This is a genomic window from Pseudomonas resinovorans NBRC 106553 (assembly GCF_000412695.1).
Classification (GTDB): domain Bacteria; phylum Pseudomonadota; class Gammaproteobacteria; order Pseudomonadales; family Pseudomonadaceae; genus Metapseudomonas; species Metapseudomonas resinovorans_A.
Genome location: NC_021499.1, coordinates 44343 through 64703, shown reverse-complemented (window position 1 = coordinate 64703; position 20361 = coordinate 44343). Strand labels below are relative to the sequence as shown.

The window sequence follows — 20361 nt, the reverse complement described above, 5'->3', positions numbered from 1 at the left end:
TAGAATAACGTCTCTTTCCTTAAACGTCGTCGTCGCCATGCTCAAGCCGATCAGCGTGAAAGCCCCCCTGGCCTGCCGTCCCCACGACCATTCCCATTGCGTGTCCAACGCCCTGGCCGAGGCCGAGGCCATCTGCGCTCGCCAGGGCCTGCGCCTGACCGCACTGCGCAAGCGCGTGCTCGAACTGGTCTGGCAGAGTCACCGGCCACTGGGCGCCTACGACATTCTCGGCGTGCTGACCGAGGAAGACGGCCGCCGCGCGGCGCCGCCCACGGTCTACCGGGCGCTGGACTTCCTGCTGGAAAACGGCCTGGTGCACCGCATCGCCTCGCTCAACGCCTTCGTCGGCTGCAACCACCCGGGCGACGCGCACCAGGGCCAGTTCCTGATCTGCCGCAACTGCCAGACCGCCATCGAGCTGGAGCAGTCGAGCATCAGCCAGGCCATAGTCGACAGCGCCAAGTCCGTGGGCTTCAGCGTCGAAGGCCAGACCGTGGAGATCGTCGGCCTCTGCGCCACCTGCCAGGTGGCGGCATGAGCGACGCACTGATCCGTCTCGAGGGCATCGGCGTTCGCTTCGCCGGCCAGGCCGTGCTGCAGGACGTCAACCTGAGCCTCAAGCCCGGCGAGATCGTCACCCTGATCGGCCCCAACGGCGCCGGCAAGACCACCCTGGTGCGCACCGTGCTCGGCCTGCTCAAGCCCGACAAGGGCGAGGTCTGGCGCAAGTCGCGCCTGCGCATCGGCTACATGCCGCAGAAACTGCAGGTGGACGCCACCCTGCCGCTCACCGTGTTGCGCTTCCTGCGCCTGGTGCCGGGAGTGGACCGCACCACCGCCCTGGCCGCCCTGGACGAAGTGGGTGCGGCACAGGTGATCGACAGCCCGCTGCAGAACATTTCCGGCGGTGAACTGCAGCGCGTGCTGCTGGCCCGCGCCCTGCTGCGCGAGCCCGAGCTGCTGGTGCTGGACGAGCCGGTGCAAGGCGTCGACGTCGCCGGCCAGGCCGAGCTCTACCGCCTGATCACCCGCCTGCGCGACCGCCACGGCTGCGGTGTTCTGATGGTGTCCCACGACCTGCACCTGGTGATGAGCACCACCGACCAGGTGGTCTGCCTGAACCGCCACGTCTGCTGCTCGGGCCACCCGGAGCAGGTCAGCTTCGACCCGGCCTTCGTCGAGCTGTTCGGCCAGGACGCCAAGAGCCTGGCCGTCTACCACCACCATCACGACCATGACCACGACCTGCATGGCGAAGTGGTGAAGACACCCTTCCCCAGCGGCACCCGATTCACTCCCGTCCACACGCATGGCCCCGACTGCAACCATGGCTGATTTCCTGCTCAACGCCCTGCTCGCCGGCCTCGCCCTGGCCCTGGTGGCCGGCCCCCTCGGCTCCTTCGTGGTCTGGCGGCGCATGGCCTATTTCGGCGACACCCTGTCCCACGCCGCGCTGCTGGGCGTCGCCCTCGGCCTGATGCTGGACGTCAGCCCGACCCTGGCGGTGACCGTCGGCTGCGTGCTGCTCGCCGTGCTGCTGGTGACCCTGCAACAACGCCAGCCGCTGGCCTCGGACACCCTGCTGGGCATCCTCGCCCACAGCACCCTGTCCCTGGGCCTGGTGGCGCTGAGCTTCATGAGCGAGGTGCGCATCGACCTGATGGGTTACCTGTTCGGCGACCTGCTGGCCGTGAGCCCCACGGACCTCGCCTGGATCCTCGGCGGCAGCGCCCTGGTGCTGCTGGTGCTGATCCCCATGTGGCGGCCGCTGCTGGCGATCACCGTGCATGAGGAACTGGCGCGGGTGGAGGGCCTCCCGGTGGCGGCCATCCGCCTGGCGCTGATGTTGCTGATCGCCATCGTCATCGCCGTGGCGATGAAGATCGTCGGCGTACTGCTGATCACCTCCTTGCTGATCATCCCGGCCGCCGCCGCCCAGCGCCATGCGCGCAGCCCCGAGCAGATGGCCCTGGGCGCCAGCCTGCTGGGCCTGGTGGCGGTCTGCGCCGGGCTGGCGCTGTCCTGGTACAAGGACACCCCGGCCGGCCCCTCCATCGTGGTCTCGGCCGCCAGCCTGTTCCTCCTCAGCTTTACCTTGCCGCGCCGCGCCTGAGGTCGGCCAGCACCAGGTCCGCGGCCTTCTCCGCGATCATCAGGGTCGGCGAGCAAGTGTTGCCGGAGACGATTTCCGGCATCACCGAGGCGTCGGCGATGCGCAGTCCCGGCACCCCGTGCACCTTCAGCTCGGCGTCCACCACCGCCTCGGGGCCACGGCCCATGGCGCAGGTGCCCACCGGGTGGAAGATGGTGGTGCCGATCTGTCCGGCGGCCTCGCGCAGTTCCGCTTCGCTCTGCAGCGCAACGCCCGGCAGGTATTCCTCCGGTCGATAGCGCGCCAGGGCCGGCGCGGCGACGATGCGCCGGGTCAGGCGGATGGCGTCCGCCGCCACCCGCAGGTCCTCGACATGGCTCAGGTAGTTGGGCTGGATCAGCGGCGGCGCCTTGGCGTCCAACGAGCGGATGTCCACCCGTCCACGGCTCTGCGGGCGCAGGTTGCACACCGAGGCGGTGAAAGCGGGGAAGGGGTGCAGCGGCTCGCCGAAGCGCTCCAGGGACAACGGCTGCACGTGGTACTCCAGGTTGGCCCGCGTCTGCTCCGGGCCGGAGCGGACGAAGGCGCCCAACTGGCTCGGCGCCATGGCCAGCGGTCCGCTGCGGCTGGCGAGGTAGCGCAGGCCCATGCCCAGCTTGCCCCACAGGCTGCCGGCCAGCTGGTTCAACGTCTGCACCCCGGAAACCTTGAAGATCAGCCGCAGTTGCAGGTGATCCTGCAAGTTGCCGCCCACCCCCGGCAGCTCGTGCCGTACGCCAACGCCGAGGCGTTCCAGCAGCGGTCGCGGGCCTATGCCTGAGCGCTGCAGCAGCATGGGCGAGCCCACGGCGCCGGCACAGAGAATCACTTCCCGGCGGGCGCGGAACTCCTGCTCGATCCCAGCCCAGAGGCCCACCACGCCCACCGCGCGCCCCTGCTCCAGCAACAGCCGCTGTACCTCGACGCCGGTATGCACGGTCAGGTTCGGCCGCTGCCGTGCCGGCCGCAGGAAGGCCTTGGACGCGTTCCAGCGCACGCCGCCGCGCTGGTTCACCTGGAAGTAGCCGCAGCCCTGGTTGTCGCCGGTATTGAAGTCTTCCACCGGGGCGATGCCGCACTCGCCGGCGGCCGCCCGGAAGGCGTCGAGGATTTCCCACGACAGGCGCTGGCGTTCCACCCGCCATTCACCGGCGTCGTTGTGGAACTCGCTGGCGCCGGCGAAGTGGCTTTCGCTACGCAGGAACAGCGGCAGGACCTCGCTCCAGCTCCAGCCCGGGTTGCCCAGCTCGGTCCAGCGCTCGTAGTCGGCGGCCTGGCCGCGCATGTAGATCATCCCGTTGATCGACGAGCTGCCGCCCAGCACCCGGCCACGCGGGTAGCCCAGGCTGCGGCCCTGCAGGCCGGGCTCCGCCTCGGTGCGGTAGCACCAGTCGGTGCGGGGGTTGCCGATGCAATAGAGGTAGCCGACCGGGATGTGGATCCAGGGGTAGCTGTCTTGTCCGCCGGCCTCCAGCAACAGCACGCGCACACTGGGGTTGGCCGAGAGTCGGTTGGCCAGCAGGCAGCCTGCCGGTCCGGCGCCGACGATGAGGTAGTCGAATTCCTGGTGGGACGGATGCATGGCGCTCCTCGCCTGGTCGTCATGGTTGCTCGGCCCTGGTGGGCAACCCGCAGCATCGGCCGAATGCCTCTGGAAATGCCATCCTTGCGGCCGATTTACCCCTACTTTTTGTCCTGAACGCCGCCGCAGTGTAGAATCGCGCGTTTTTTGAGCAATCAGAGATCCGCTGGAATGAAGCTTTTCGCTACTCGTTGCCTGCCTGTTGTCGCTTTTTCCCTGCTGCTGGCCGCTTGCCAGACAGCCCAGCACGCGACTGAAGTGCCAACGGACGAACTGGTCAGCAGCTTCCGACAACTTGATCTGGAGCTGGCCGACGGCAAGCTCGCCGAAGCCGAGAGCCGCATCAAGGCCCTGGAACCCAGCGCCACCGGGGATACCCGCCTGGAGCAATACCAGCGCCAGCTGGCCGATGCCTGGATGCAGCGTGGCCAGGCCGCCCTGGAGCAGGGTGACCTGGACTCCGCCACCAAGGCGCTCAGCCATGCCCGCAGCCTGATGCCCCAGGCCCCTGCGCTGAGCGCCGGCCTGGACGGTGCCATCGACAAGGCCCGCGAAGCCGCCGAGGCCCGTGCCGAAGCCAGCCGCCGCGCCGCCGAAGCAGCAGCGGCCGCCGCCAAGCAGAACGCCCAGCAGCTGGAGCAGGCACGCCAGCTGCGCGAAGCGGCCGCGCGCCAGGCCAGCGCCGCCCAGGCCCAGGCCCAGGTGGCCCATGCGCCGAAACCACCGCGCGCGCTGACGCCGCTGGTGGAAATGCCGATGCTCGACCGCGACGACAACGAGAACCTGCGTCGCCTGCTGGACGGCGTGGCCGCCGACATGGTCGCCCATGACTGCGCCGTGCAGATCCAGGTGCGCGAAGCCAAGGACTACCCCTGGGTCGCCGCCCTGCTCTCGGCGCGGGCGAAGAAGCTCGACCCCGGCTTCAAGACCCACTACAGCCAGGCCCTCAAGCCTGACGAGGTGCCACGCCTGGTGCTCAGCCCGCGCCGCTGAACGACCCGGCCGGGCGGCAGCTAGACTGGACGGGAGCCGTCCATCGCTTATTCCCACTTGTTCTATACATAGGACCAGAAAGATTTTCTGCGCCTATACGCCAACAGGTAAAATTGCCGGTTTTTAGCCGATCCGGCTAACGACGAGCCCACAAGGTTTCCGCAGTGATCGAATTCCATAACGTCCACAAGGCGTACCGCGTCGAAGGCCGCGAAATCCCGGCCCTGCAGCCGACCGACCTGACCATCCAAGGTGGTGAGGTGTTCGGCCTCATCGGCCATTCGGGCGCCGGCAAGAGCACCCTGCTGCGTCTGATCAACCGTCTCGAGGAACCCTCCGGCGGGCGCATCGTGGTCGACGGCGAGGATATAACCGCCCTCGATGCCGAAGGCCTGCGTCGCTTCCGCCAGCGCGTCGGGATGATCTTCCAGCACTTCAACCTGCTGTCGTCCAAGACCGTCGCCGAGAACGTCGGCCTGCCGCTGAAGCTGGCGGGCGAACTGTCCCGCAGCGAGCTCGACCGCCGCGTCGCCGAGCTGCTGGCCCGCGTCGGCCTCAGCGACCATGCCCGCAAATACCCGGCGCAGCTCTCCGGCGGCCAGAAGCAGCGCGTCGGCATCGCCCGCGCCCTGGCCACCCAGCCGAAGATCCTGCTGTGCGACGAGGCCACCAGCGCCCTCGACCCGCAGACCACCGCGCAGGTTTTGCAGCTGCTGGCCGAGATCAACCGTGAGCTGAAGCTGACCATCGTGCTCATCACCCATGAGATGGACGTGATCCGTCGGGTCTGCGACCGCGTGGCCGTGATGGATGATGGCGTGATCGTCGAGCAGGGGCCGGTGGCCGATGTCTTCCTCCACCCGCAACACGCCACCACCCAGCGCTTCGTGCTGGAGGACGAGCAGGTGGACGAGGGCGAGCAACACGACGACTTCGCCCATGTGTCCGGCCGCATCCTGCGCCTGACCTTCCGTGGCGAGGCCACCTACGCCCCGCTGCTGGGCACCGTGGCGCGCCAGACCGGCGTCGACTACAGCATCCTTGCCGGGCGTATCGACCGCATCAAGGACACCCCCTACGGCCAGCTGACCCTGGCCCTGACCGGCGGCGACATCGACGCCGCACTGACCTGCTTCCGCGAGGCGGACGTGCACCTGGAGGTCCTGCGTTGATGGAAGCCCTGCTCGCCAATATCGACTGGTACGAAATCTGGCTCGCCACCCTCGACACCTTCCTCATGCTGGGTGGCTCGCTGCTGTTCACCGTGCTCCTGGGCCTGCCGCTGGGCGTGCTGCTGTTCCTCACCGGACCGCGCCAGCTGTTCGAGCAGAAGGCCGTCTACGGCCTGCTGTCGCTGCTGGTGAACGTGCTGCGCTCACTGCCGTTCATCATCCTGCTGATCGTGATGATTCCCTTCACCGTGTTCATCACCGGCACCTCCCTGGGTGTCGCCGGGGCCATCCCGCCGCTGGTGGTGGGTGCCACGCCGTTCTTCGCGCGCCTGGTGGAAACCGCCCTGCGCGAGGTGGACCGCGGCATCCTCGAAGCCACCCAGGCCATGGGGGCGACCACCCGCCAGATCATCTGGAATGCCCTGCTGCCGGAAGCCCGGCCGGGCATCTTCGCCGCCATCACCGTCACCGCCATCACTCTGGTGTCCTACACCGCCATGGCCGGCGTGGTGGGCGCGGGCGGCCTCGGCGACCTGGCCATCCGCTTCGGCTACCAGCGCTTCCAGACCGACGTGATGGTGGTCACCGTGGTCCTGCTGCTGGTGCTCGTACAGATACTGCAAACCGTCGGCGACAAGCTGGTGGTGCACTTCTCCCGTAAATGACCCGAAGCCGGCGCCCATCCGCGCCGGCCCTATGAATTCCCACAAGGAGCCCCTCATGAAGAAACTGCTGGTGGCCTTCGCCGCCCTCTCCGCCCTCTCCGCCCTCTCCGCCCAGGCCGATACCCTGAAGATCGCCGCCACCCCGGTGCCCCACGCCGAGATCCTCGAATTCATCAAGCCGCAGCTGGCCAAAGAAGGCGTGGACCTGCAGGTGAAGGTCTTCACCGACTACGTACAGCCCAACGTGCAGGTTGCCGAAGGCCGCCTGGACGCGAACTTCTTCCAGCACCAGCCGTACCTGGACGAGTTCAACAAGGCCCGCCAGACCAAGGTGAAGCTGGAAGCGGTGACCGGTGTGCACATCGAGCCCTTCGGCGCCTACTCCACCAAAATCAAGACCCTGGCCGAGCTGCCCGAAGGCGCCCAGGTAGTCATCCCCAACGACGCCACCAACGGCGGCCGCGCGCTGCTGCTGCTGGACAAGGCCGGTGTGATCAAGCTGAAGGACAACACCAGCATCACCGCCACCCCGAAGGACATCGTCGAGAACCCGAAGGGCATCAAGGTCCGTGAACTGGAAGCCGCCACCCTGCCGCGCGTGCTGAACCAGGTCGACCTGGCGCTGATCAACACCAACTACGCCCTGGAAGCCGGGCTCAACCCCACCAAGGACGCCCTGGTGATCGAGGGCAGCGATTCGCCCTACGTGAACATCCTGGTGGCCCGTGGCGACAACAAGGACAGCGCCGACATGCAGAAGCTGGCCAAGGCCCTGACCAGCCCCGAGGTGAAGAAATTCATCGAGGAGAAATACAAGGGCGCTGTGGTTCCGGCGTTCTGATCGCTTCCGCGCCATGAAAAAGCCCGCTCGAATGAGCGGGCTTTTTTGTGGGCGCGGGATCTATTCGTAGGTTGGCGCCGAGAGCAGCGAGGCCCAACATCCGGGGCCACATGCGCCTGGAATCGTTGGGTTTCGCTGCGCTCTACCCAACCTACTTACTGAGCCATTCAGCTTTTCGGTACCACCAGCCCCGGCAGCTGCTCCTTGAGCTTCTGGTTGTTCAGCGGCGAGCGGATGAAGCCGCGCTGGGTGCCGTCCGGGCCCAGGACTACCAGGTTGCCGCTGTGGTCGACGGTGTAGTTTTCCTTGCTGGTGTCGGCCGGAATGAAGGGGATGCTCACGGCGTTGGCCAGTTTCTGCAGGGTCGGCAGGTCACTGGTGATGCCAAGGAAGCCCGGATCGAAGTAGCCCAGGTACTGCTTGATCTGCTGCGGGGTGTCGCGATTCGGGTCGACGCTGACGAAGACGAAGCGCAGGTTGTCCCGCGCCTCCGGCGGCAGCAGCCCCTTGAGTTCACGCATCTGCGCCAGGGTGGTGGGGCAGATGTCCGGGCAGAAGGTGTAGCCGAAGAACATCAGGCTCCACTTGTCCTTGAGCTGGTCCACCGCAACCTTTTCGCCGTTCTGGTCGAGCATGGTCAGGGGCGGCAGGGTGCGGCTCTGGGGCAGCAGCACGATACCGGCGTCGAGCAGCTTGGTGGGGTCGGCCTGGCCCTGGCTGGTCAGCACCCGGTGCACGGTGAGGCCGAGCACCAGGGCGACGACGGCGACGAGGATGAAGACGGTTTTCTGGACTCTGGTCATAGGCTCAGCATCAGGTAGTGGTCCACCAGCAGGGCGATGAACAACAGGAAAAGGTAGGCGATAGAGTACTTGAAGGTCCGTATCGCCGCGTGCGGTTTGCTGTCACGGTACAGCACCCACGCCCACTGCAGAAAGCGCGCCCCGAGCACCACGGCGCAGACCAGGTACAGCGCGCCACTCATGTGGATGGCATAGGGCAGCAGGCTGACCGCGAACATCACCAGGGTGTAGAGCAGGATGTGCACCTTGGTGTAGTGCTCGCCGTGGGTCACCGGCAGCATGGGGATGTCGGCCTTGGCGTACTCCTCCTTGCGGTGGATGGCCAGGGCCCAGAAATGCGGCGGGGTCCAGGCGAAGATGATCAGCACCAGCAGCAACGGTTCGGCGGACAGGTGGCCGGTGACGGCAACCCAGCCGAGCAGCGGCGGCGCGGCGCCGGCCAGGCCGCCGATGACGATGTTCTGCGGCGTCGCACGCTTGAGAAAGCCCGTGTAGAGCACCGCGTAGCCCATCAGGGAGGCCAGGGTCAGCCAGGCCGTCAGCTCATTGGTGAAAGCCAGCAGCAGGGCTTGCCCGGCCACCGCCAGGACGAAGGCGAAGGCCAGGGCCGCCACCGGCGAAACGCGGCCGTTGACCACCGGACGCTTGAGGGTGCGGGCCATGATCGAGTCGATGCGCCGGTCCACCACATGGTTGATCGCCGCCGCCGCGCCGGCACAGAGCCCGATGCCGAGGTTGCCGAACACCAGCACCGTCCAGGGCACGCCGGCGCGGGTGGCGAGGAACATGCCGACCAGCGAGGTGATGAGCATCAGCACCACCACCTTGGGCTTGGTCAGTTCCAGGTAGTCGCGCCAGCTGGCGCGAGCCCCGCTGTGTCCTTGGCTGAGTAGAGTGGCCATGGCGTCTCTCCTTATTTGCTGTGGGAGGTCAGAACCGTAGGAGCGAGCTCTGCTCGCGAACCTTCGGTGTTCCCGCTTTCGCGAGCAGAGCTCGCGCCTACCAGAACCTGCGGGCTGCGCACCCGGTAGTTCACCGAAACCAGCACCAGCAGCAGCAGGGCGCCACCGCCGTTGTGGGCCACCGCCACCGGCAGCGGCAGATGGAAGATCACGTTGCTGACGCCCAGCCCCACCTGCAGGCACAGGGCCGCCAGCAGCAGCCCGGCGAGGCGTGGCAGGCCGGCGCCGCGCAGCTGCCAGGCCAGCCCCAGCAGCACCAGGGTCACGGCCAGGGCGCCGAGGCGGTGGGTCATGTGGATGGCGGTGCGGGCGTCGCTGTCCAGTTGGCCGCCCAGGTAGTTCGGACCTATGTGCTGGGTCAGGTGGAAGCCGTTGGCGAAGTCCATCGCCGGCCACCATTGGCCGTGGCAGGTGGGCAGGTCGACGCAGGCCACCGCCGCGTAGTTGGAACTGACCCAGCCGCCCAGGGCGATCTGGCCGATCACCAGCGCCAGTCCCAGCGCCGCCCAGCGCCGCAGCCGGGCGGGCAGCGCCAGCGGCGGGAACGCGCTGGACAGCCGCAGACACAGCAGCAACAACAGCGAAAGGGTGGTGAAGCCGCCCAGCAGGTGGGCGGTGACCACCTGGGGCCAGAGCTGCAGGGTCACCGTCCACATGCCGAAAGCGGCCTGGGCGACGACCACGGCCACCAGCAGCAGCGGCAGTTTCAGCGGTTGGCCATCACGACCGCGCAGGCGCAGGGCGTGGACGGCGAGGCCGAGAATCACCAGGCCCAGGGTGCCGGCGAAGTAGCGGTGGACCATCTCGTTCCAACCCTTCTGCGCCTCCACCGGCGCATGGGGGAAGTTGGCCTCGGCGTGGGCCAGCTGGGCTTCGGTCTTGGGTACGCCGATGAAGCCGTAGCAGCCCGGCCAGTCGGGGCAGCCGAGGCCGGCGTGGGTCAGGCGGGTATAGGCGCCCAGCAGCACCACCACCACGGCCAGCAGGGTGGCGAACAGGGCGAGGCGGAATCCGGGCCGGTTCTTGTAGTTATCCACAGCAGCCGCTCCTCACCTTTCCTGAGAAAGGGGTCGTTCAACCTATGTTGGAAAGCTTCAGCAGGTGGCGCAGGTCGTTGAGGATCTGCTTGCCCTTGATGCCGCCGTCGTAACGCAGCACCAGGTTGCCGTGGGGGTCGACTATCCACAGGCGGGCGCCGCCCAGGTCTTCGGTGGCCTTGCCGTAGGCCGCGGCATCCAGGCCATGGCGTTCGAGCCGCGGATAATCCCGGCGCAGTTGTTCGTCGTAGTCGGCAGGGATGGCGTTGGCGGCCAGGGCATGGGTGGCCCGGGAAGCATCGCGGCCGAGGCCGATGTGGATCTGCCGGGCCATGTAGACCAGCTCCTGACAGTCCGCCTCGCAGTTGGCCGGCGCAGTCACCAGCAGCCGCCAGGTATCCCCGGCCGCTTCGCCCTGCACGCCGAGGTCGGCCAGGGTCTGCCCGTTGCCGATCAGGGTCCCGTGGTAGCTACGGCCCTCCGGCACCCAGAAGCTGAACTTGTACATGGCCGTGGCGAGCAGCATCGGGCCGATCACCACCATCAGGATCAACAGCAGCTGGATGCGCCCACGGCGGCGCGGCGGTGCGGCCTCAGGCATGGCGAGTGCTGGATTCATTGTTGTTCTCCCGTCCTTTGCGCAATCCGAAATAGATGAACAGGCCAAGCAGCGCCGCCGCCATGGCGAACCACTGCACGGCGTAGCCGAGGTTTTTCTCCGGGCCCATGGCGACCACCGGCCAACCGGTGCGAAGCGCCGCCGGGCCTTCTTCCAGGCGCAACTCCAGGGGCAGGCCACTGCGCCCGAGCTGCTGCCAGAGGGCGGCGGCGTCCACCTGGTTGATCAGTTGCGGCCAGCCGCTCCCTTGCAGGTGCTTGAGTTCGAAAACGGCCCCCGGCGGCACGTAGGCCCAGGCGATCAGCTCCTGTGCGCTGTCCGGGGTGTTGAATGCCAGGGCCACACGGCGGTCGGGCCAGGGCAGCCAGCCACGATTGACCAGCAGCCACTGGCCACTGGCGCTGTCCTGGAAGGGCTGCAGCAACTCGACGCCGACCTTGCCGTCGCGAATCCGGTTGTCCAGCAGCAGGCTGTGGGCGCCGTCGAAATGGCCGTTGAGGCGAACCCGCAGGTAGGCCGGGTCGGGGCTGGAACGGAGTTGTTCGAGATCGATGGGGGCGGCGACGCGGCGAGCCTCGGCGGCGCTCAGCAGCTGGCGCTTTTCCTCGGCGCGGGACAGCTGCCAGAAGCCCAGCCCGAGCAATATCGGCAGCAGCGCGAGCACCACCAGGGTGGGCACCAGGCCGGGCCGGAAGGCACTCATGCTTGCCGTCCGCGAGGCCGAACAGGGCTGGCTATACTGCACAACATCCCCCTTCCCCCCGGAGTCACGCATGCTCAAGGCTGCGATCGTCCTCATGTTGCTTGCCACCCTGGTCAGCCTGTTCAGCGGCCTTTTCTTCCTGGTCAAGGACGAAGGTCGCAGCTCCCGCGTGGTCAATGCGCTAACGGTTCGTGTGATCCTGGCCGCCCTGACCCTGGCGCTCGTCGCCTGGGGCTTCTACAGCGGCCAGCTCGTGTCCCATGTCACCTGGTAGGCCGGACGCCCCCGCGTCCGGCGCACCATTCACAGCACGTAGACGAAGATAAACAGGCCGATCCAGACCACATCCACGAAGTGCCAGTACCAGGCCGCCGCCTCGAAGCCGAAGTGCTGCTCACTGTTGAAGTGCCCCCGCATGATGCGCATCAGCATCACGAACAGGATCAGCGTACCCATGGTCACGTGGGCGCCGTGGAAGCCGGTGAGCATGAAGAAGGTGGCGCCGTAGATGCCCGACCCCAGGGTCAGCCCCAGCTCGCGGTAGGCGTGGACGTATTCCTCCACCTGCAGCGCCAGGAAGCTCAGCCCCAGCAGGATGGTCAGCGCCAGCCAGGCCTTGAGCGGACCGCGCTTGTTCTTGCGCAGGGCGTGGTGGGCGAAGGTCACGGTGAAGCTGGAGGTCACCAGCAGGATGGTGTTGATCAGCGGCAGGTGCCAGGGATCGATCACTTCCTTGGGCGGCGGGAACAGCTTGGGATCGGGGTTGCTCAGCGCCGGCCAGGCGAACTCGAAGTTCGGCCAGAGCATGTTGGAGACACCCTTGGCGCCTTCGCCGCCGAGCCAGGGCCCGGCGAAGTGGCGGATGTAGAAGAGGGCACCGAAGAAGGCCGCGAAGAACATCACCTCGGAGAAGATGAACCAGCTCATCCCCCAGCGGAAGGAGCGGTCCATCTGCGGGCTGTAGAGGCCGCCGCGGCTCTCGCGGATCACGTTGCCGAACCAGCCGAACAACATGTACGCGACGAACAGGCCGCCGACGAAGAAGATGATCGGCCCGTTGGAGTCGGGGCGCCCGGCCTTGAGATCGTTGAACCAGGTGCCCAGGCCGTAGACCGTGATCAGCAGGCCGAGGGTGGCAATGATCGGCCACTTGCTCTGGGCAGGAACGTAGTAGTTCTCGTGACTAGCCATCGTTGTTGTTCTCCTTATCGGCCCGTCAGCCGTCATTCCTGGCGACTGGTGGCTTGCGGGCGGTGATATCGAACAGCGTGTAAGCAAGGGTCAGGTGATGCACGTCGGCCGGCAGATCACGATCGACGATGAAGCGCACCGGCATCTCGATGCGCTGGCCGGGTTGCAGGACCTGCTGGGTGAAGCAGAAGCATTCGGTCTTGTGGAAGAAAGCCGCCGCCTTTGACGGCGCCACGCTGGGAATCGCCTGGGCGGTCATCGGCTTGTCGGTGGGGTTGTAGGCCACGAAGAGCATTTCGTTGCTCGCCCCCGGGTGCACCACCAGGTCATCCGCCTTGGGGCGGAATTCCCAGCTCATCCCCGCCGCATTGGTGGCGAGGAACTGCACCCGCACCTGGCGCTGCTGGTCTTCGCTCTGGGCCCCTTCGTAGGCCGACCCGGTGGTCTTGCCGTTGATGCCGAAGGCCTGGCACATCACGTCGTAGATAGGCACCAGGGCAAAACCGAAACCGAACATCGCCACCACCAGCAACAGCAGGCGCAGGATCAGGCGGCGATTGCTCATTTCCCCGTTCATGTCACTTCACTTCCGGCGGCGTGCTGAAGGTGTGATAGGGCGCCGGCGAAGGCACCGTCCACTCCAGCCCCTCGGCACCGTCCCAAGGCTTGGCCGGGGCCTTGGCGCCACCACGGATGCACTTGATGACGATGAACAGGAAGAGGAACTGGGTAGCGCCGAAGGTGAAGGCACCGATGGAAGAGATCATGTTGAAGTCGGCGAACTGCAGGTTGTAGTCCGGGATCCGCCGCGGCATGCCTGCCAGTCCCACGAAGTGCATGGGGAAGAAGGCCATGTTCATGCCGATGAAGCTCATCCAGAAGTGCAGCTTGCCGAGGGTCTCGTCGTACATGTGGCCCGTCCATTTCGGCAGCCAGAAGTAGGCCGAGGCGAAGATGCCGAAGATGGCGCCGGGCACCAGCACGTAGTGGAAGTGCGCCACCACGAAGTAGGTGTCGTGGTACTGGAAGTCCGCCGGGGCGATGGCCAGCATCAGGCCGGAGAAACCGCCGATGGTGAACAGGATGACGAAGGCCACGGCGAACAGCATCGGCGTCTCGAAGGTCAGCGAGCCTTCCCACATGGTGGTCACCCAGTTGAACACCTTCACCCCGGTGGGCACGGCGATCAGCATGGTGGCGAACATGAAGAACAGCTCACCGGTCAGCGGGATGCCCACGGTGAACATGTGGTGCGCCCAGACGATGAAGGACAGGAAGGCGATGGACGCGGTGGCGTAGACCATCGAGGTGTAGCCGAACAACGGCTTGCGCGCGAAGGCCGGGATGATCGCGCTGACCGCACCGAAGGCGGGCAGGATCATGATGTACACCTCGGGGTGGCCGAAGAACCAGAACACGTGCTGGAACAGCACGGGGTCGCCACCACCGGCGGCGTTGAAGAAGCTGGTGCCGAAGTGGATGTCCATCAGCATCATGGTCACGCAGCCGGCCAGCACCGGCATTACCGCGATCAGCAGGAAGGCGGTGATCAGCCAGGTCCAGACGAACAGCGGCATCTTCATCAGCGTCATGCCGGGGGCACGCAGGTTGAGAATGGTGGCGATCACGTTGATCGCCCCCATGATCGAGCTGATGCCCATCAGGTGGATGGCGAAGATGAAGAAGGTGACGCTTTCCGGCGCGTAGGTGGTCGATAGCGGCGCGTAGAAGGTCCAGCCGAAGTTGGGCCCGCCGCCGGCGCTGAACAGGGTGCTCACCAGCAGGCCGAAGGCCGCCGGCAGCAGCCAGAAGCTGAAGTTGTTCATGCGCGGCAACGCCATGTCCGGCGCGCCGATCATCAACGGGATCATCCAGTTGGCCAGGCCGACGAAGGCCGGCATCACGGCGCCGAACACCATGATCAGGCCATGCATGGTGGTCATCTGGTTGAAGAATTCCGGCTGCACTATCTGCAGGCCGGGCTGGAACAGCTCGGCGCGGATCACCATCGCCATGGACCCGCCCAGCAGGAACATGGCGAAGCTGAACCACAGGTACATGGTGCCGATGTCCTTGTGGTTGGTGGTCAGCACCCAGCGCATCAGGCCCTTGGCCGGACCGTGGTGGTGATCATGCCCGGCATGATCGTGGTCGATCACTGCACTCATGTCAGTCTCCATATAGGCCGGTGTCTTTTTCATTGGCTTTCCGCCTGTTTCAGCGCCAGCACTTCCTTGGGCGTCACCATGTCCCCGGTGGCGTTACCCCAGGAATTGCGCTCGTAGGTGACGACCGCGGCGATATCGACCTCGGACAGTTGCTTGCCGAAGGCCGCCATGGCGGTGCCCGGCTTGCCGTGGAAGACGATGGAAAGGTGATCGGCCTTGGGACCGGTGGCGATCTTCGAGCCCTTGAGCGCCGGGAACATCGGCGGCAGGCCCTCGCCTTCGGCCTGGTGACAGGCGGCGCAGGTGGTGTGGTAGACCTTGTCACCCCGCGCGACCAGTTCCTCCAGGGTCCATTCCTTGTCGGTCAGCTCCTTGAGCTTGGCGGTTTCTTCCTTGCGTGCGGCCAGCCACTTGGCGAAGTCTTCCTTGGACTTGGCCTCGACCACGATGGGCATGAAGCCATGGTCCTTGCCGCACAGCTCGGCGCACTGGCCACGGTAGAGGCCGGGCTTGTCGACGCGGGTCCAGGATTCGTTGACGAAGCCGGGAATGGCATCGCGCTTGACCGCCAGGGCCGGCACCCACCAGGAGTGGATCACGTCGGCGGCGGTGATCAGGAAGCGCACCTTGGCGCCCACCGGGATCACCAGCGGCTCGTCCACCTCCAGCAGGTAATGCTCGCCCTTCTCCGCCTGGTTGTGGATCTGCTCGGAGGGCGTGGTCAGGTTGCTGAAGAACTCGACGTCCTGGCCCAGGTACTTGTAGTGCCACTTCCACTGGTAGCCGGTGACCTGGATATCCACGTCGGATTCCGAGGTGTCGTAGATGTCGATCAGGGTCTTGGTGGCGGGAATCGCCATCAACACCAGGATGACGAAGGGCACGACGGTCCAGAGGATCTCGACCGTCGTGCTTTCATGGAAGTGCGATGGCTGCTGTCCGGTGGAGCGGCGGTGGATGATCATCGACCAGAACATGGCACCGAAGACCAGTACGCCGATGACGACGCAGATCCAGAAGATGGTCATGTGCAAATCGAAAACGGTGCGGCTGACCTCGGTGGCCCCGGGCGCCATATTGACCGTCCAGGCGGCCTCCGCCTGGGCTAGAACAGACCACAGCAGGAGTCCCATCCAGACTCGTGGATGTCGCATCATTGCGGGTTCCCCTTCTCGTTCTTGTTATCCCGCCGGCTGGGCCAACGGCTTGGGGACGGCTGCCCGGACTACCAAAACTCGGACCGCCGACCTCGGCACGCAGGTGCACAGTCGGGTTCCATCAGGTAATGCCTTTCGAGTCGGAGTATAGACACGGACTTCCGGCGCGCAACGCGGTCCAGGAAATGGCCGAATGCGCGTAAGCCTTGTCCTAAAGGCCACGGCTCACACGGGTTGGCAGCGGGTGGCAAAGTGCTGTTATATCCGACCCGAATAACCACTACGGAATTATGACAATCCGGTCTTAGCAGCTTCGCAAGGCAAGCTAAGGTCTTCTCTTCACGTCCACCACGCATGTCCTTTTCAGGAGCAGTCATGAACACCGCCGCAGTGCGCGAAGTCATTCAGCGCGCCCTCCAGAACGAAGCCGCGTCAGCCCAACTCAAGCAGATACTGGAAACCCAGGTCGCCAGCCTCCACCCCGCGATCCGCCTGCCGGAAGATGATGCCCAGGGCGTGCTCGCCCGCTTCATCGCCGCCTACGTGGAGCAGGTGCCGGATGTGCTGGACGCCGCCGCCAACGTCGCCCGCGAAGCCGGTATCGAGTCGCGGATCAAGCCGGTCCTCAAAGTGGCCGAACAATTCTTCCTGCAACCGCCAGCGCTGATGGCCGGCCATGATGGCCTCGAAGGCCTGCTCGACGAGGCCTACCTCGCCCATCGCCTGGTGGAGGAGGTCAACGACCGCTACATCGTGCATTTCGGCCAGCCGCTGATCCCGCTGGACACCACCGTGGCCAACCTGATCGCCCATCAGTTGATCGGCGAGCCGTTCGCCAACCAGCTGGATGAAGCGGTGCACCACGCCGTGGACGGCCTGCTTGAGGAGGAGGTGTTCAGCCAGCCCTCGGCCCAGGCCTACCGCCAGCAACTTCACGACCCCAAGGTGGAAGCGGCCTGGAAGCGCTGGCCCTGCCTGTCCCAACAGCTGGGCGTGGGGCTGGAGCTGAACCAGGGGCAACGCGCGTAGGGCTGAACCTGAGGTCCCCATCAGCCTTGTCCGCGTGGGTATCGTTCCACTCAACCCACCCTACGAACCTATCTCCGCCGCCCCTCTCCTGGGGGGAGAGGGGTGACTCGCGGCGGCGAGCAACAGACAGACCTGATGCCCATACCAGCCTGACGCGGGGCAGAGAAGCAGAGGCCGCGCAAACCGCCCCTTCAGGAGGCCGAGCGGAATCGTTGTAGAGGGGGACGAGAGGCATGGATGCCGCGAGAGCCGCGCAGGGCCATGGATGGCCCTTCGCGGCGCGCCCCCGGAGCAAGGATGGAGCGAGGGAAGTTTGGCGAAGCCAAACCCGGATGTCGGGGCAAGCCTTTTGCTTCCTTTGGGTGGTGCGGCATTCCGACGACTGCCAAAGGAAGTCGCCTGGGAAGGCGAAACAACAACCCCCAGCCCACGCAAAAACGAGCCGAGCAACAAAGCCCGCAAAGCACCATGAAAAAGGGCTGCAATCGCAGCCCTTTTCGTCTTACTCCGCCTGGTAGCGCGGCCGCGGCGTAGCCATCGGCAGCGGACCATCGCCGATGGCGCGGAAACGCCCCTGCTCGGCGTCGTAGGCGCGGATCACCGACGTCTCGATGTCATACACCCAGCCGTGGATGAACAACTGGCCGCTGGCCAGGCGCGCCGCCACCGACGGGTGGGTGCGCAGGTGGTCGAGCTGGGCCACCACGTTTTCCTCGGTGAGCACGCCCAGGGCTTCGTGGTTTGCGCAGCCGCAGTTCTCCTGGACCACCACCTTGGCCACTTCGGCGTGGCGCAGCCAGGCCTTCACCGTGGGCATGCGTTCCAGGGTCTGGGGGTCCATCACCGCCTTCATGGCGCCGCAGTCGGAGTGGCCGCAGATGATGATGTGGTGCACGCCGAGGGCCATTACCGCGAACTCGATGGCGGTGGACACGCCACCGTTCATCTGGCCGTAGGGCGGGACCACGTTACCGACGTTGCGGGTCACGAACAGGTCGCCGGGCGAGCTCTGGGTGATCAGTTCGGGAACGATGCGCGAGTCGGCGCAGGTAATAAACATGGCGCGGGGTTTCTGCTCGTGGGCGAGCTTCTTGAACAACTCTTCCTGTTGCGGGAACACCTCGTCGCGGAAGCGCTGGAGACCCTCGACTATGTTCCGCAGCGCCTCTTCAGCACTCTCACCGCCTTGCTTGTCATGCTCATTGCTCATGCTGCCAACCTCGGTCATCTCAGGAATTTTGTCGTTATGCCGCCCATTATCCACGGTTTAACGGCATTTGAATTCCTACAGGACAGTCGTTACGGCCTGCCGAGTCACACCTTAAAGTAACGCCATCTGTCCGCCCGGCGGACAAAAGCGCGAACAATCCAGTTCATAGTCGCGGCGGCGGTTCAGTCCGAGCTTGCGAATGGCCACGGCGAAGCGCTGGGCCAGCAGCTCGGCGAAGGGTCCCTCGCCCTTGAAGCGGTGACCGAAGCGGCTGTCGTAGACCTCGCCACCCCGGCACTGGCGGATGATGCTCATGACATGACGGGCGCGCTGCGGGTAGTACGCCTCCAGCCATTCCTCGAACAGTGGCGCCACTTCCCTCGGCAGGCGCAGCAGCATGTAGTTCGCCTGCCGCGCACCAGCGTCGCGCGCCGCTTCCAGCAGGCTTTCCAGTTCCATGTCGTTGATCATCGGGATCATCGGCGAGCAGAGCACGCCCACCGGAATGCGGTTTTCGCGCAATACGCGGATCGCCCGCAGACGAGCGGACGGAGCGGCGGCGCGGGGTTCGAGGGTGCGTTTCAACTCATCGTCCAGGGTGGTCAGGCTGATCATCACCGCCACCAGGTTCTGCTCCGCCAGCTCGGTCAGCAGGTCGAGGTCACGCAGCACCAGCGAGCCCTTGGTCACTATGGTCACCGGATGCCGATAGCGCAGCAGCACTTCGAGGGTCTGCCGGGTGAGGCGGTGTTCCCGTTCGATGGGCTGGTAGGGGTCGGTGTTGGAGCCGAGGTTGATCGGCGCGCACTGGTAGCCGGGCTTGGACAGCTGTTGTTCGAGCAGGGCCACGGCGTTGGTCTTGGCGATCAGCCGGGTCTCGAAATCCAGCCCCGGCGACATGTCCCAATACGCGTGGCTGGGCCTGGCGTAGCAGTAGATGCAGCCGTGTTCGCAGCCACGGTAGGGGTTCACCGAACGGTCGAAGGGCAGGTCCGGCGACTGGTTGCGGGTAATGATGCTCTTGGCGGTTTCCAGCCGTACCTCGGTGGCGCGGCTGGGCGGGACTTCCTGGAACCAGCCGTCATCCAGAGCCACCGAGGTGGTCGGGGCGAAGCGGTTGAACGGGTTGCTGGCCGTACCACGGCCACGGGGCGGGAGAGGGGCAGGCATGGCAGGGCTCCGATAGCTGTATATTCATACAGTATACATAGCCCTTTCCTACGCCAAGGGGTCTCTGCCGGACGGCAGGGATCGGCACCGGTTCTCATGTCAACGCCGTGTATTTCGTCACCACAATTGAATTCGCGCCTGCAAGGGCAAGATCAAACGAGACGGACGTTAAGCCCACCGTAGCCATGCTGGCCGGCAGTCCCACCCAGTTCGACGCGGCCCTGGTCAGCCAGCTCGCGTGCGCGCCAGAAGGCGAAGAAATCGGTGACGAAGAAACCGTCGACACCCGCCATCAGCTCGGCCATCACCCGGGGCAACGGCTGCCAGTCCGGCGTGCAGGCCGCCAGGAAGATGGCATCCACGACTGCGTGGTCCTCCCCCTGGAAATCGCCGTCGCGCCAGCGGCGGATATCCGCATTGGCGGCCACGGCGCCATGCCATTGCGCAGCCAGCTGTGCCTTGCGCCCGGCCTCGACCCGACGCGGCTGGTGGTAGGCGCTCATCGCCTCGGGTTCGATCATGGCCACGGCGCGACGTGTGCGGACGCCGCCGTCGCCGGTACCGCAGGCCACTTCCCAGAACGGCAGGTCGCTGTGCGCCAGGGCGGCGGCCACGCGGGCCAGCAGCAGTTGCTCGGAGCAGCTGTCGCCGTGCCAGACGGTCACCGGCCGCGCTTGCTGCGCCAGGGCCGCTAGCCAATCGGCGTCACCGCTGAGACCGCTGCCGAAGTCGGGCCTGGGCGTCACCGCCTGGGGCCAGACCTCCAGCCAGAATGCCGCGCGGGCCGCACAGGGCGGCCGCTCGATATCCGCCAGCGGTCCCACCGCCAGGTCATCGTGCAATACCCGGATGCCCTTGGCAGCGTCGGCGCCAATGGCGCGGGCAACCCCGTCGACCGCGTTGTCACCACACACCAGGTGCCACATGA

At 66.0% G+C, this 20361-nt stretch carries 22 protein-coding genes; 9 read left to right on the top strand and 13 right to left on the bottom strand.

Features of this window, described 5'->3' with window-relative positions:
* Positions 1–37: 37 nt before the first annotated feature.
* From PCA10_RS00335 to znuB, 3 genes are read left to right on the top strand one after another with little or no spacing between them, the layout of a single operon-like run.
* On the top strand, positions 38–538 hold the full coding sequence (locus PCA10_RS00335) for a Fur family transcriptional regulator (protein ID WP_016490011.1): 501 nt from the start codon (positions 38–40) through the stop codon (positions 536–538).
* Positions 535–1335 (top strand): zinc ABC transporter ATP-binding protein ZnuC, encoded by an 801-nt coding sequence (gene znuC / locus PCA10_RS00330; protein ID WP_016490010.1) that lies wholly within the window; start codon positions 535–537, stop codon positions 1333–1335. The genes PCA10_RS00335 and znuC overlap by 4 nt, the downstream gene beginning before the upstream one ends.
* Positions 1328–2113, top strand: coding sequence for a zinc ABC transporter permease subunit ZnuB (gene znuB / locus PCA10_RS00325; protein ID WP_016490009.1), 786 nt, complete (start codon positions 1328–1330; stop codon positions 2111–2113). The genes znuC and znuB overlap by 8 nt, the downstream gene beginning before the upstream one ends.
* On the opposite strand, the gene PCA10_RS00320 is transcribed toward znuB, so the two are convergent.
* Positions 2091–3713 carry a GMC family oxidoreductase gene (locus PCA10_RS00320; protein WP_016490008.1) on the bottom strand — a complete coding sequence of 541 codons (1623 nt, stop codon included), beginning with the start codon at positions 3711–3713 and terminating at the stop codon, positions 2091–2093. The genes znuB and PCA10_RS00320 overlap by 23 nt on opposite strands.
* Before the next feature lie 171 nt (positions 3714–3884).
* Here PCA10_RS00320 and PCA10_RS00315 point away from each other — a divergent pair, with 171 nt between their 5' ends.
* The 4 genes from PCA10_RS00315 (at position 3885) to PCA10_RS00300 (ending at position 7384) form a co-directional block, all read left to right on the top strand.
* Positions 3885–4706: a PA5502 family lipoprotein gene (locus tag PCA10_RS00315; protein WP_016490007.1), complete on the top strand. Its 822-nt coding sequence runs from the start codon at positions 3885–3887 to the stop codon at positions 4704–4706.
* A 164-nt stretch (positions 4707–4870) separates the two neighbouring features.
* The gene (locus tag PCA10_RS00310) at positions 4871–5878 is read left to right on the top strand and encodes a methionine ABC transporter ATP-binding protein (protein WP_016490006.1); all 1008 of its coding nucleotides are present in this window, start codon (positions 4871–4873) and stop codon (positions 5876–5878) included.
* A complete protein-coding gene (locus PCA10_RS00305) occupies positions 5878–6543 on the top strand; it encodes a methionine ABC transporter permease (protein ID WP_016490005.1) in 666 nt (221 codons plus the stop codon). The genes PCA10_RS00310 and PCA10_RS00305 overlap by 1 nt, the downstream gene beginning before the upstream one ends.
* Before the next feature lie 55 nt (positions 6544–6598).
* Positions 6599–7384 carry a MetQ/NlpA family ABC transporter substrate-binding protein gene (locus PCA10_RS00300; protein WP_016490004.1) on the top strand — a complete coding sequence of 262 codons (786 nt, stop codon included), beginning with the start codon at positions 6599–6601 and terminating at the stop codon, positions 7382–7384.
* Between the two features lie 167 nt (positions 7385–7551).
* Here the strand turns inward: PCA10_RS00300 and PCA10_RS00295 are convergent, their stop codons facing one another.
* The 5 genes from PCA10_RS00295 to PCA10_RS00275 are packed head-to-tail and all read right to left on the bottom strand — an operon-like array spanning position 7552 to position 11508.
* Positions 7552–8187, bottom strand: a complete 636-nt coding sequence (locus PCA10_RS00295; RefSeq protein WP_016490003.1) for an SCO family protein — start codon at positions 8185–8187, stop codon at positions 7552–7554.
* The gene (cyoE, locus tag PCA10_RS00290; protein ID WP_016490002.1) at positions 8184–9089 is read right to left on the bottom strand and encodes a heme o synthase; all 906 of its coding nucleotides are present in this window, start codon (positions 9087–9089) and stop codon (positions 8184–8186) included. The genes PCA10_RS00295 and cyoE overlap by 4 nt, the downstream gene beginning before the upstream one ends.
* 11 nt (positions 9090–9100) lie before the next feature.
* On the bottom strand, positions 9101–10186 hold the full coding sequence (locus PCA10_RS00285; RefSeq protein WP_016490001.1) for a COX15/CtaA family protein: 1086 nt from the start codon (positions 10184–10186) through the stop codon (positions 9101–9103).
* 37 nt (positions 10187–10223) lie between these two features.
* A complete protein-coding gene (locus PCA10_RS00280) occupies positions 10224–10805 on the bottom strand; it encodes a hypothetical protein (protein ID WP_081663885.1) in 582 nt (193 codons plus the stop codon).
* Positions 10780–11508 (bottom strand): SURF1 family protein, encoded by a 729-nt coding sequence (locus PCA10_RS00275; RefSeq protein ID WP_016489999.1) that lies wholly within the window; start codon positions 11506–11508, stop codon positions 10780–10782. Before PCA10_RS00275 ends, PCA10_RS00280 begins: the two co-directional genes overlap by 26 nt.
* A 70-nt stretch (positions 11509–11578) precedes the next feature.
* Here PCA10_RS00275 and PCA10_RS00270 point away from each other — a divergent pair, with 70 nt between their 5' ends.
* Complete coding sequence (locus PCA10_RS00270; protein WP_041770066.1) at positions 11579–11782, top strand: twin transmembrane helix small protein; 204 nt, start codon at positions 11579–11581, stop codon at positions 11780–11782.
* A 29-nt stretch (positions 11783–11811) separates the two neighbouring features.
* On the opposite strand, the gene PCA10_RS00265 is transcribed toward PCA10_RS00270, so the two are convergent.
* From PCA10_RS00265 to coxB, 4 genes are read right to left on the bottom strand one after another with little or no spacing between them, the layout of a single operon-like run.
* Positions 11812–12699 carry a cytochrome c oxidase subunit 3 gene (locus tag PCA10_RS00265; protein WP_016489997.1) on the bottom strand — a complete coding sequence of 296 codons (888 nt, stop codon included), beginning with the start codon at positions 12697–12699 and terminating at the stop codon, positions 11812–11814.
* 25 nt (positions 12700–12724) lie between these two features.
* On the bottom strand, positions 12725–13276 hold the full coding sequence (locus PCA10_RS00260; RefSeq protein WP_016489996.1) for a cytochrome c oxidase assembly protein: 552 nt from the start codon (positions 13274–13276) through the stop codon (positions 12725–12727).
* 1 nt (position 13277) lies between these two features.
* The gene (ctaD, locus tag PCA10_RS00255; RefSeq protein WP_041770064.1) at positions 13278–14867 is read right to left on the bottom strand and encodes a cytochrome c oxidase subunit I; all 1590 of its coding nucleotides are present in this window, start codon (positions 14865–14867) and stop codon (positions 13278–13280) included.
* Between the two features lie 29 nt (positions 14868–14896).
* Positions 14897–16024, bottom strand: a complete 1128-nt coding sequence (coxB, locus tag PCA10_RS00250; RefSeq protein ID WP_162472265.1) for a cytochrome c oxidase subunit II — start codon at positions 16022–16024, stop codon at positions 14897–14899.
* 375 nt (positions 16025–16399) lie between these two features.
* On the opposite strand from coxB, the gene PCA10_RS00245 reads away from it, so the two are divergent.
* Positions 16400–17053, top strand: a complete 654-nt coding sequence (locus tag PCA10_RS00245; RefSeq protein WP_016489993.1) for a hypothetical protein — start codon at positions 16400–16402, stop codon at positions 17051–17053.
* A gap of 502 nt (positions 17054–17555) precedes the next feature.
* Here the strand turns inward: PCA10_RS00245 and PCA10_RS00240 are convergent.
* From PCA10_RS00240 to PCA10_RS00230, 3 genes are all read right to left on the bottom strand, one after another.
* Positions 17556–18263, bottom strand: coding sequence for a carbonic anhydrase (locus tag PCA10_RS00240; RefSeq protein ID WP_016489992.1), 708 nt, complete (start codon positions 18261–18263; stop codon positions 17556–17558).
* Between the two features lie 111 nt (positions 18264–18374).
* Positions 18375–19433 (bottom strand): PA0069 family radical SAM protein, encoded by a 1059-nt coding sequence (locus PCA10_RS00235; RefSeq protein WP_016489991.1) that lies wholly within the window; start codon positions 19431–19433, stop codon positions 18375–18377.
* 152 nt (positions 19434–19585) lie between these two features.
* Complete coding sequence (locus PCA10_RS00230; protein ID WP_016489990.1) at positions 19586–20359, bottom strand: DUF1835 domain-containing protein; 774 nt, start codon at positions 20357–20359, stop codon at positions 19586–19588.
* Positions 20360–20361 lie beyond the last annotated feature (2 nt).

Excerpts from the sequence above, each read along its gene's own strand:
- PCA10_RS00335 (WP_016490011.1), top strand. The coding sequence starts at position 38 with ATGCTCAAGCCGATCAGCGTGAAAGCCCCCCTGGCCTGCCGTCCCCAC.
- znuC (WP_016490010.1), top strand. The coding sequence starts at position 535 with ATGAGCGACGCACTGATCCGTCTCGAGGGCATCGGCGTTCGCTTCGCC.
- znuB (WP_016490009.1), top strand. The coding sequence starts at position 1,328 with ATGGCTGATTTCCTGCTCAACGCCCTGCTCGCCGGCCTCGCCCTGGCC.
- PCA10_RS00320 (WP_016490008.1), bottom strand. The coding sequence starts at position 3,713 with ATGCATCCGTCCCACCAGGAATTCGACTACCTCATCGTCGGCGCCGGA.
- PCA10_RS00315 (WP_016490007.1), top strand. The coding sequence starts at position 3,885 with ATGAAGCTTTTCGCTACTCGTTGCCTGCCTGTTGTCGCTTTTTCCCTG.
- PCA10_RS00305 (WP_016490005.1), top strand. The coding sequence starts at position 5,878 with ATGGAAGCCCTGCTCGCCAATATCGACTGGTACGAAATCTGGCTCGCC.
- PCA10_RS00300 (WP_016490004.1), top strand. The coding sequence starts at position 6,599 with ATGAAGAAACTGCTGGTGGCCTTCGCCGCCCTCTCCGCCCTCTCCGCC.
- PCA10_RS00295 (WP_016490003.1), bottom strand. The coding sequence starts at position 8,187 with ATGACCAGAGTCCAGAAAACCGTCTTCATCCTCGTCGCCGTCGTCGCC.
- cyoE (WP_016490002.1), bottom strand. The coding sequence starts at position 9,089 with ATGGCCACTCTACTCAGCCAAGGACACAGCGGGGCTCGCGCCAGCTGG.
- PCA10_RS00280 (WP_081663885.1), bottom strand. The coding sequence starts at position 10,805 with ATGAATCCAGCACTCGCCATGCCTGAGGCCGCACCGCCGCGCCGCCGT.
- PCA10_RS00275 (WP_016489999.1), bottom strand. The coding sequence starts at position 11,508 with ATGAGTGCCTTCCGGCCCGGCCTGGTGCCCACCCTGGTGGTGCTCGCG.
- PCA10_RS00270 (WP_041770066.1), top strand. The coding sequence starts at position 11,579 with ATGCTCAAGGCTGCGATCGTCCTCATGTTGCTTGCCACCCTGGTCAGC.
- PCA10_RS00265 (WP_016489997.1), bottom strand. The coding sequence starts at position 12,699 with ATGGCTAGTCACGAGAACTACTACGTTCCTGCCCAGAGCAAGTGGCCG.
- PCA10_RS00260 (WP_016489996.1), bottom strand. The coding sequence starts at position 13,276 with ATGAACGGGGAAATGAGCAATCGCCGCCTGATCCTGCGCCTGCTGTTG.
- ctaD (WP_041770064.1), bottom strand. The coding sequence starts at position 14,867 with ATGAGTGCAGTGATCGACCACGATCATGCCGGGCATGATCACCACCAC.
- coxB (WP_162472265.1), bottom strand. The coding sequence starts at position 16,024 with ATGATGCGACATCCACGAGTCTGGATGGGACTCCTGCTGTGGTCTGTT.
- PCA10_RS00245 (WP_016489993.1), top strand. The coding sequence starts at position 16,400 with ATGAACACCGCCGCAGTGCGCGAAGTCATTCAGCGCGCCCTCCAGAAC.
- PCA10_RS00240 (WP_016489992.1), bottom strand. The coding sequence starts at position 18,263 with ATGAGCAATGAGCATGACAAGCAAGGCGGTGAGAGTGCTGAAGAGGCG.
- PCA10_RS00235 (WP_016489991.1), bottom strand. The coding sequence starts at position 19,433 with ATGCCTGCCCCTCTCCCGCCCCGTGGCCGTGGTACGGCCAGCAACCCG.
- PCA10_RS00230 (WP_016489990.1), bottom strand. The coding sequence starts at position 20,359 with ATGTGGCACCTGGTGTGTGGTGACAACGCGGTCGACGGGGTTGCCCGC.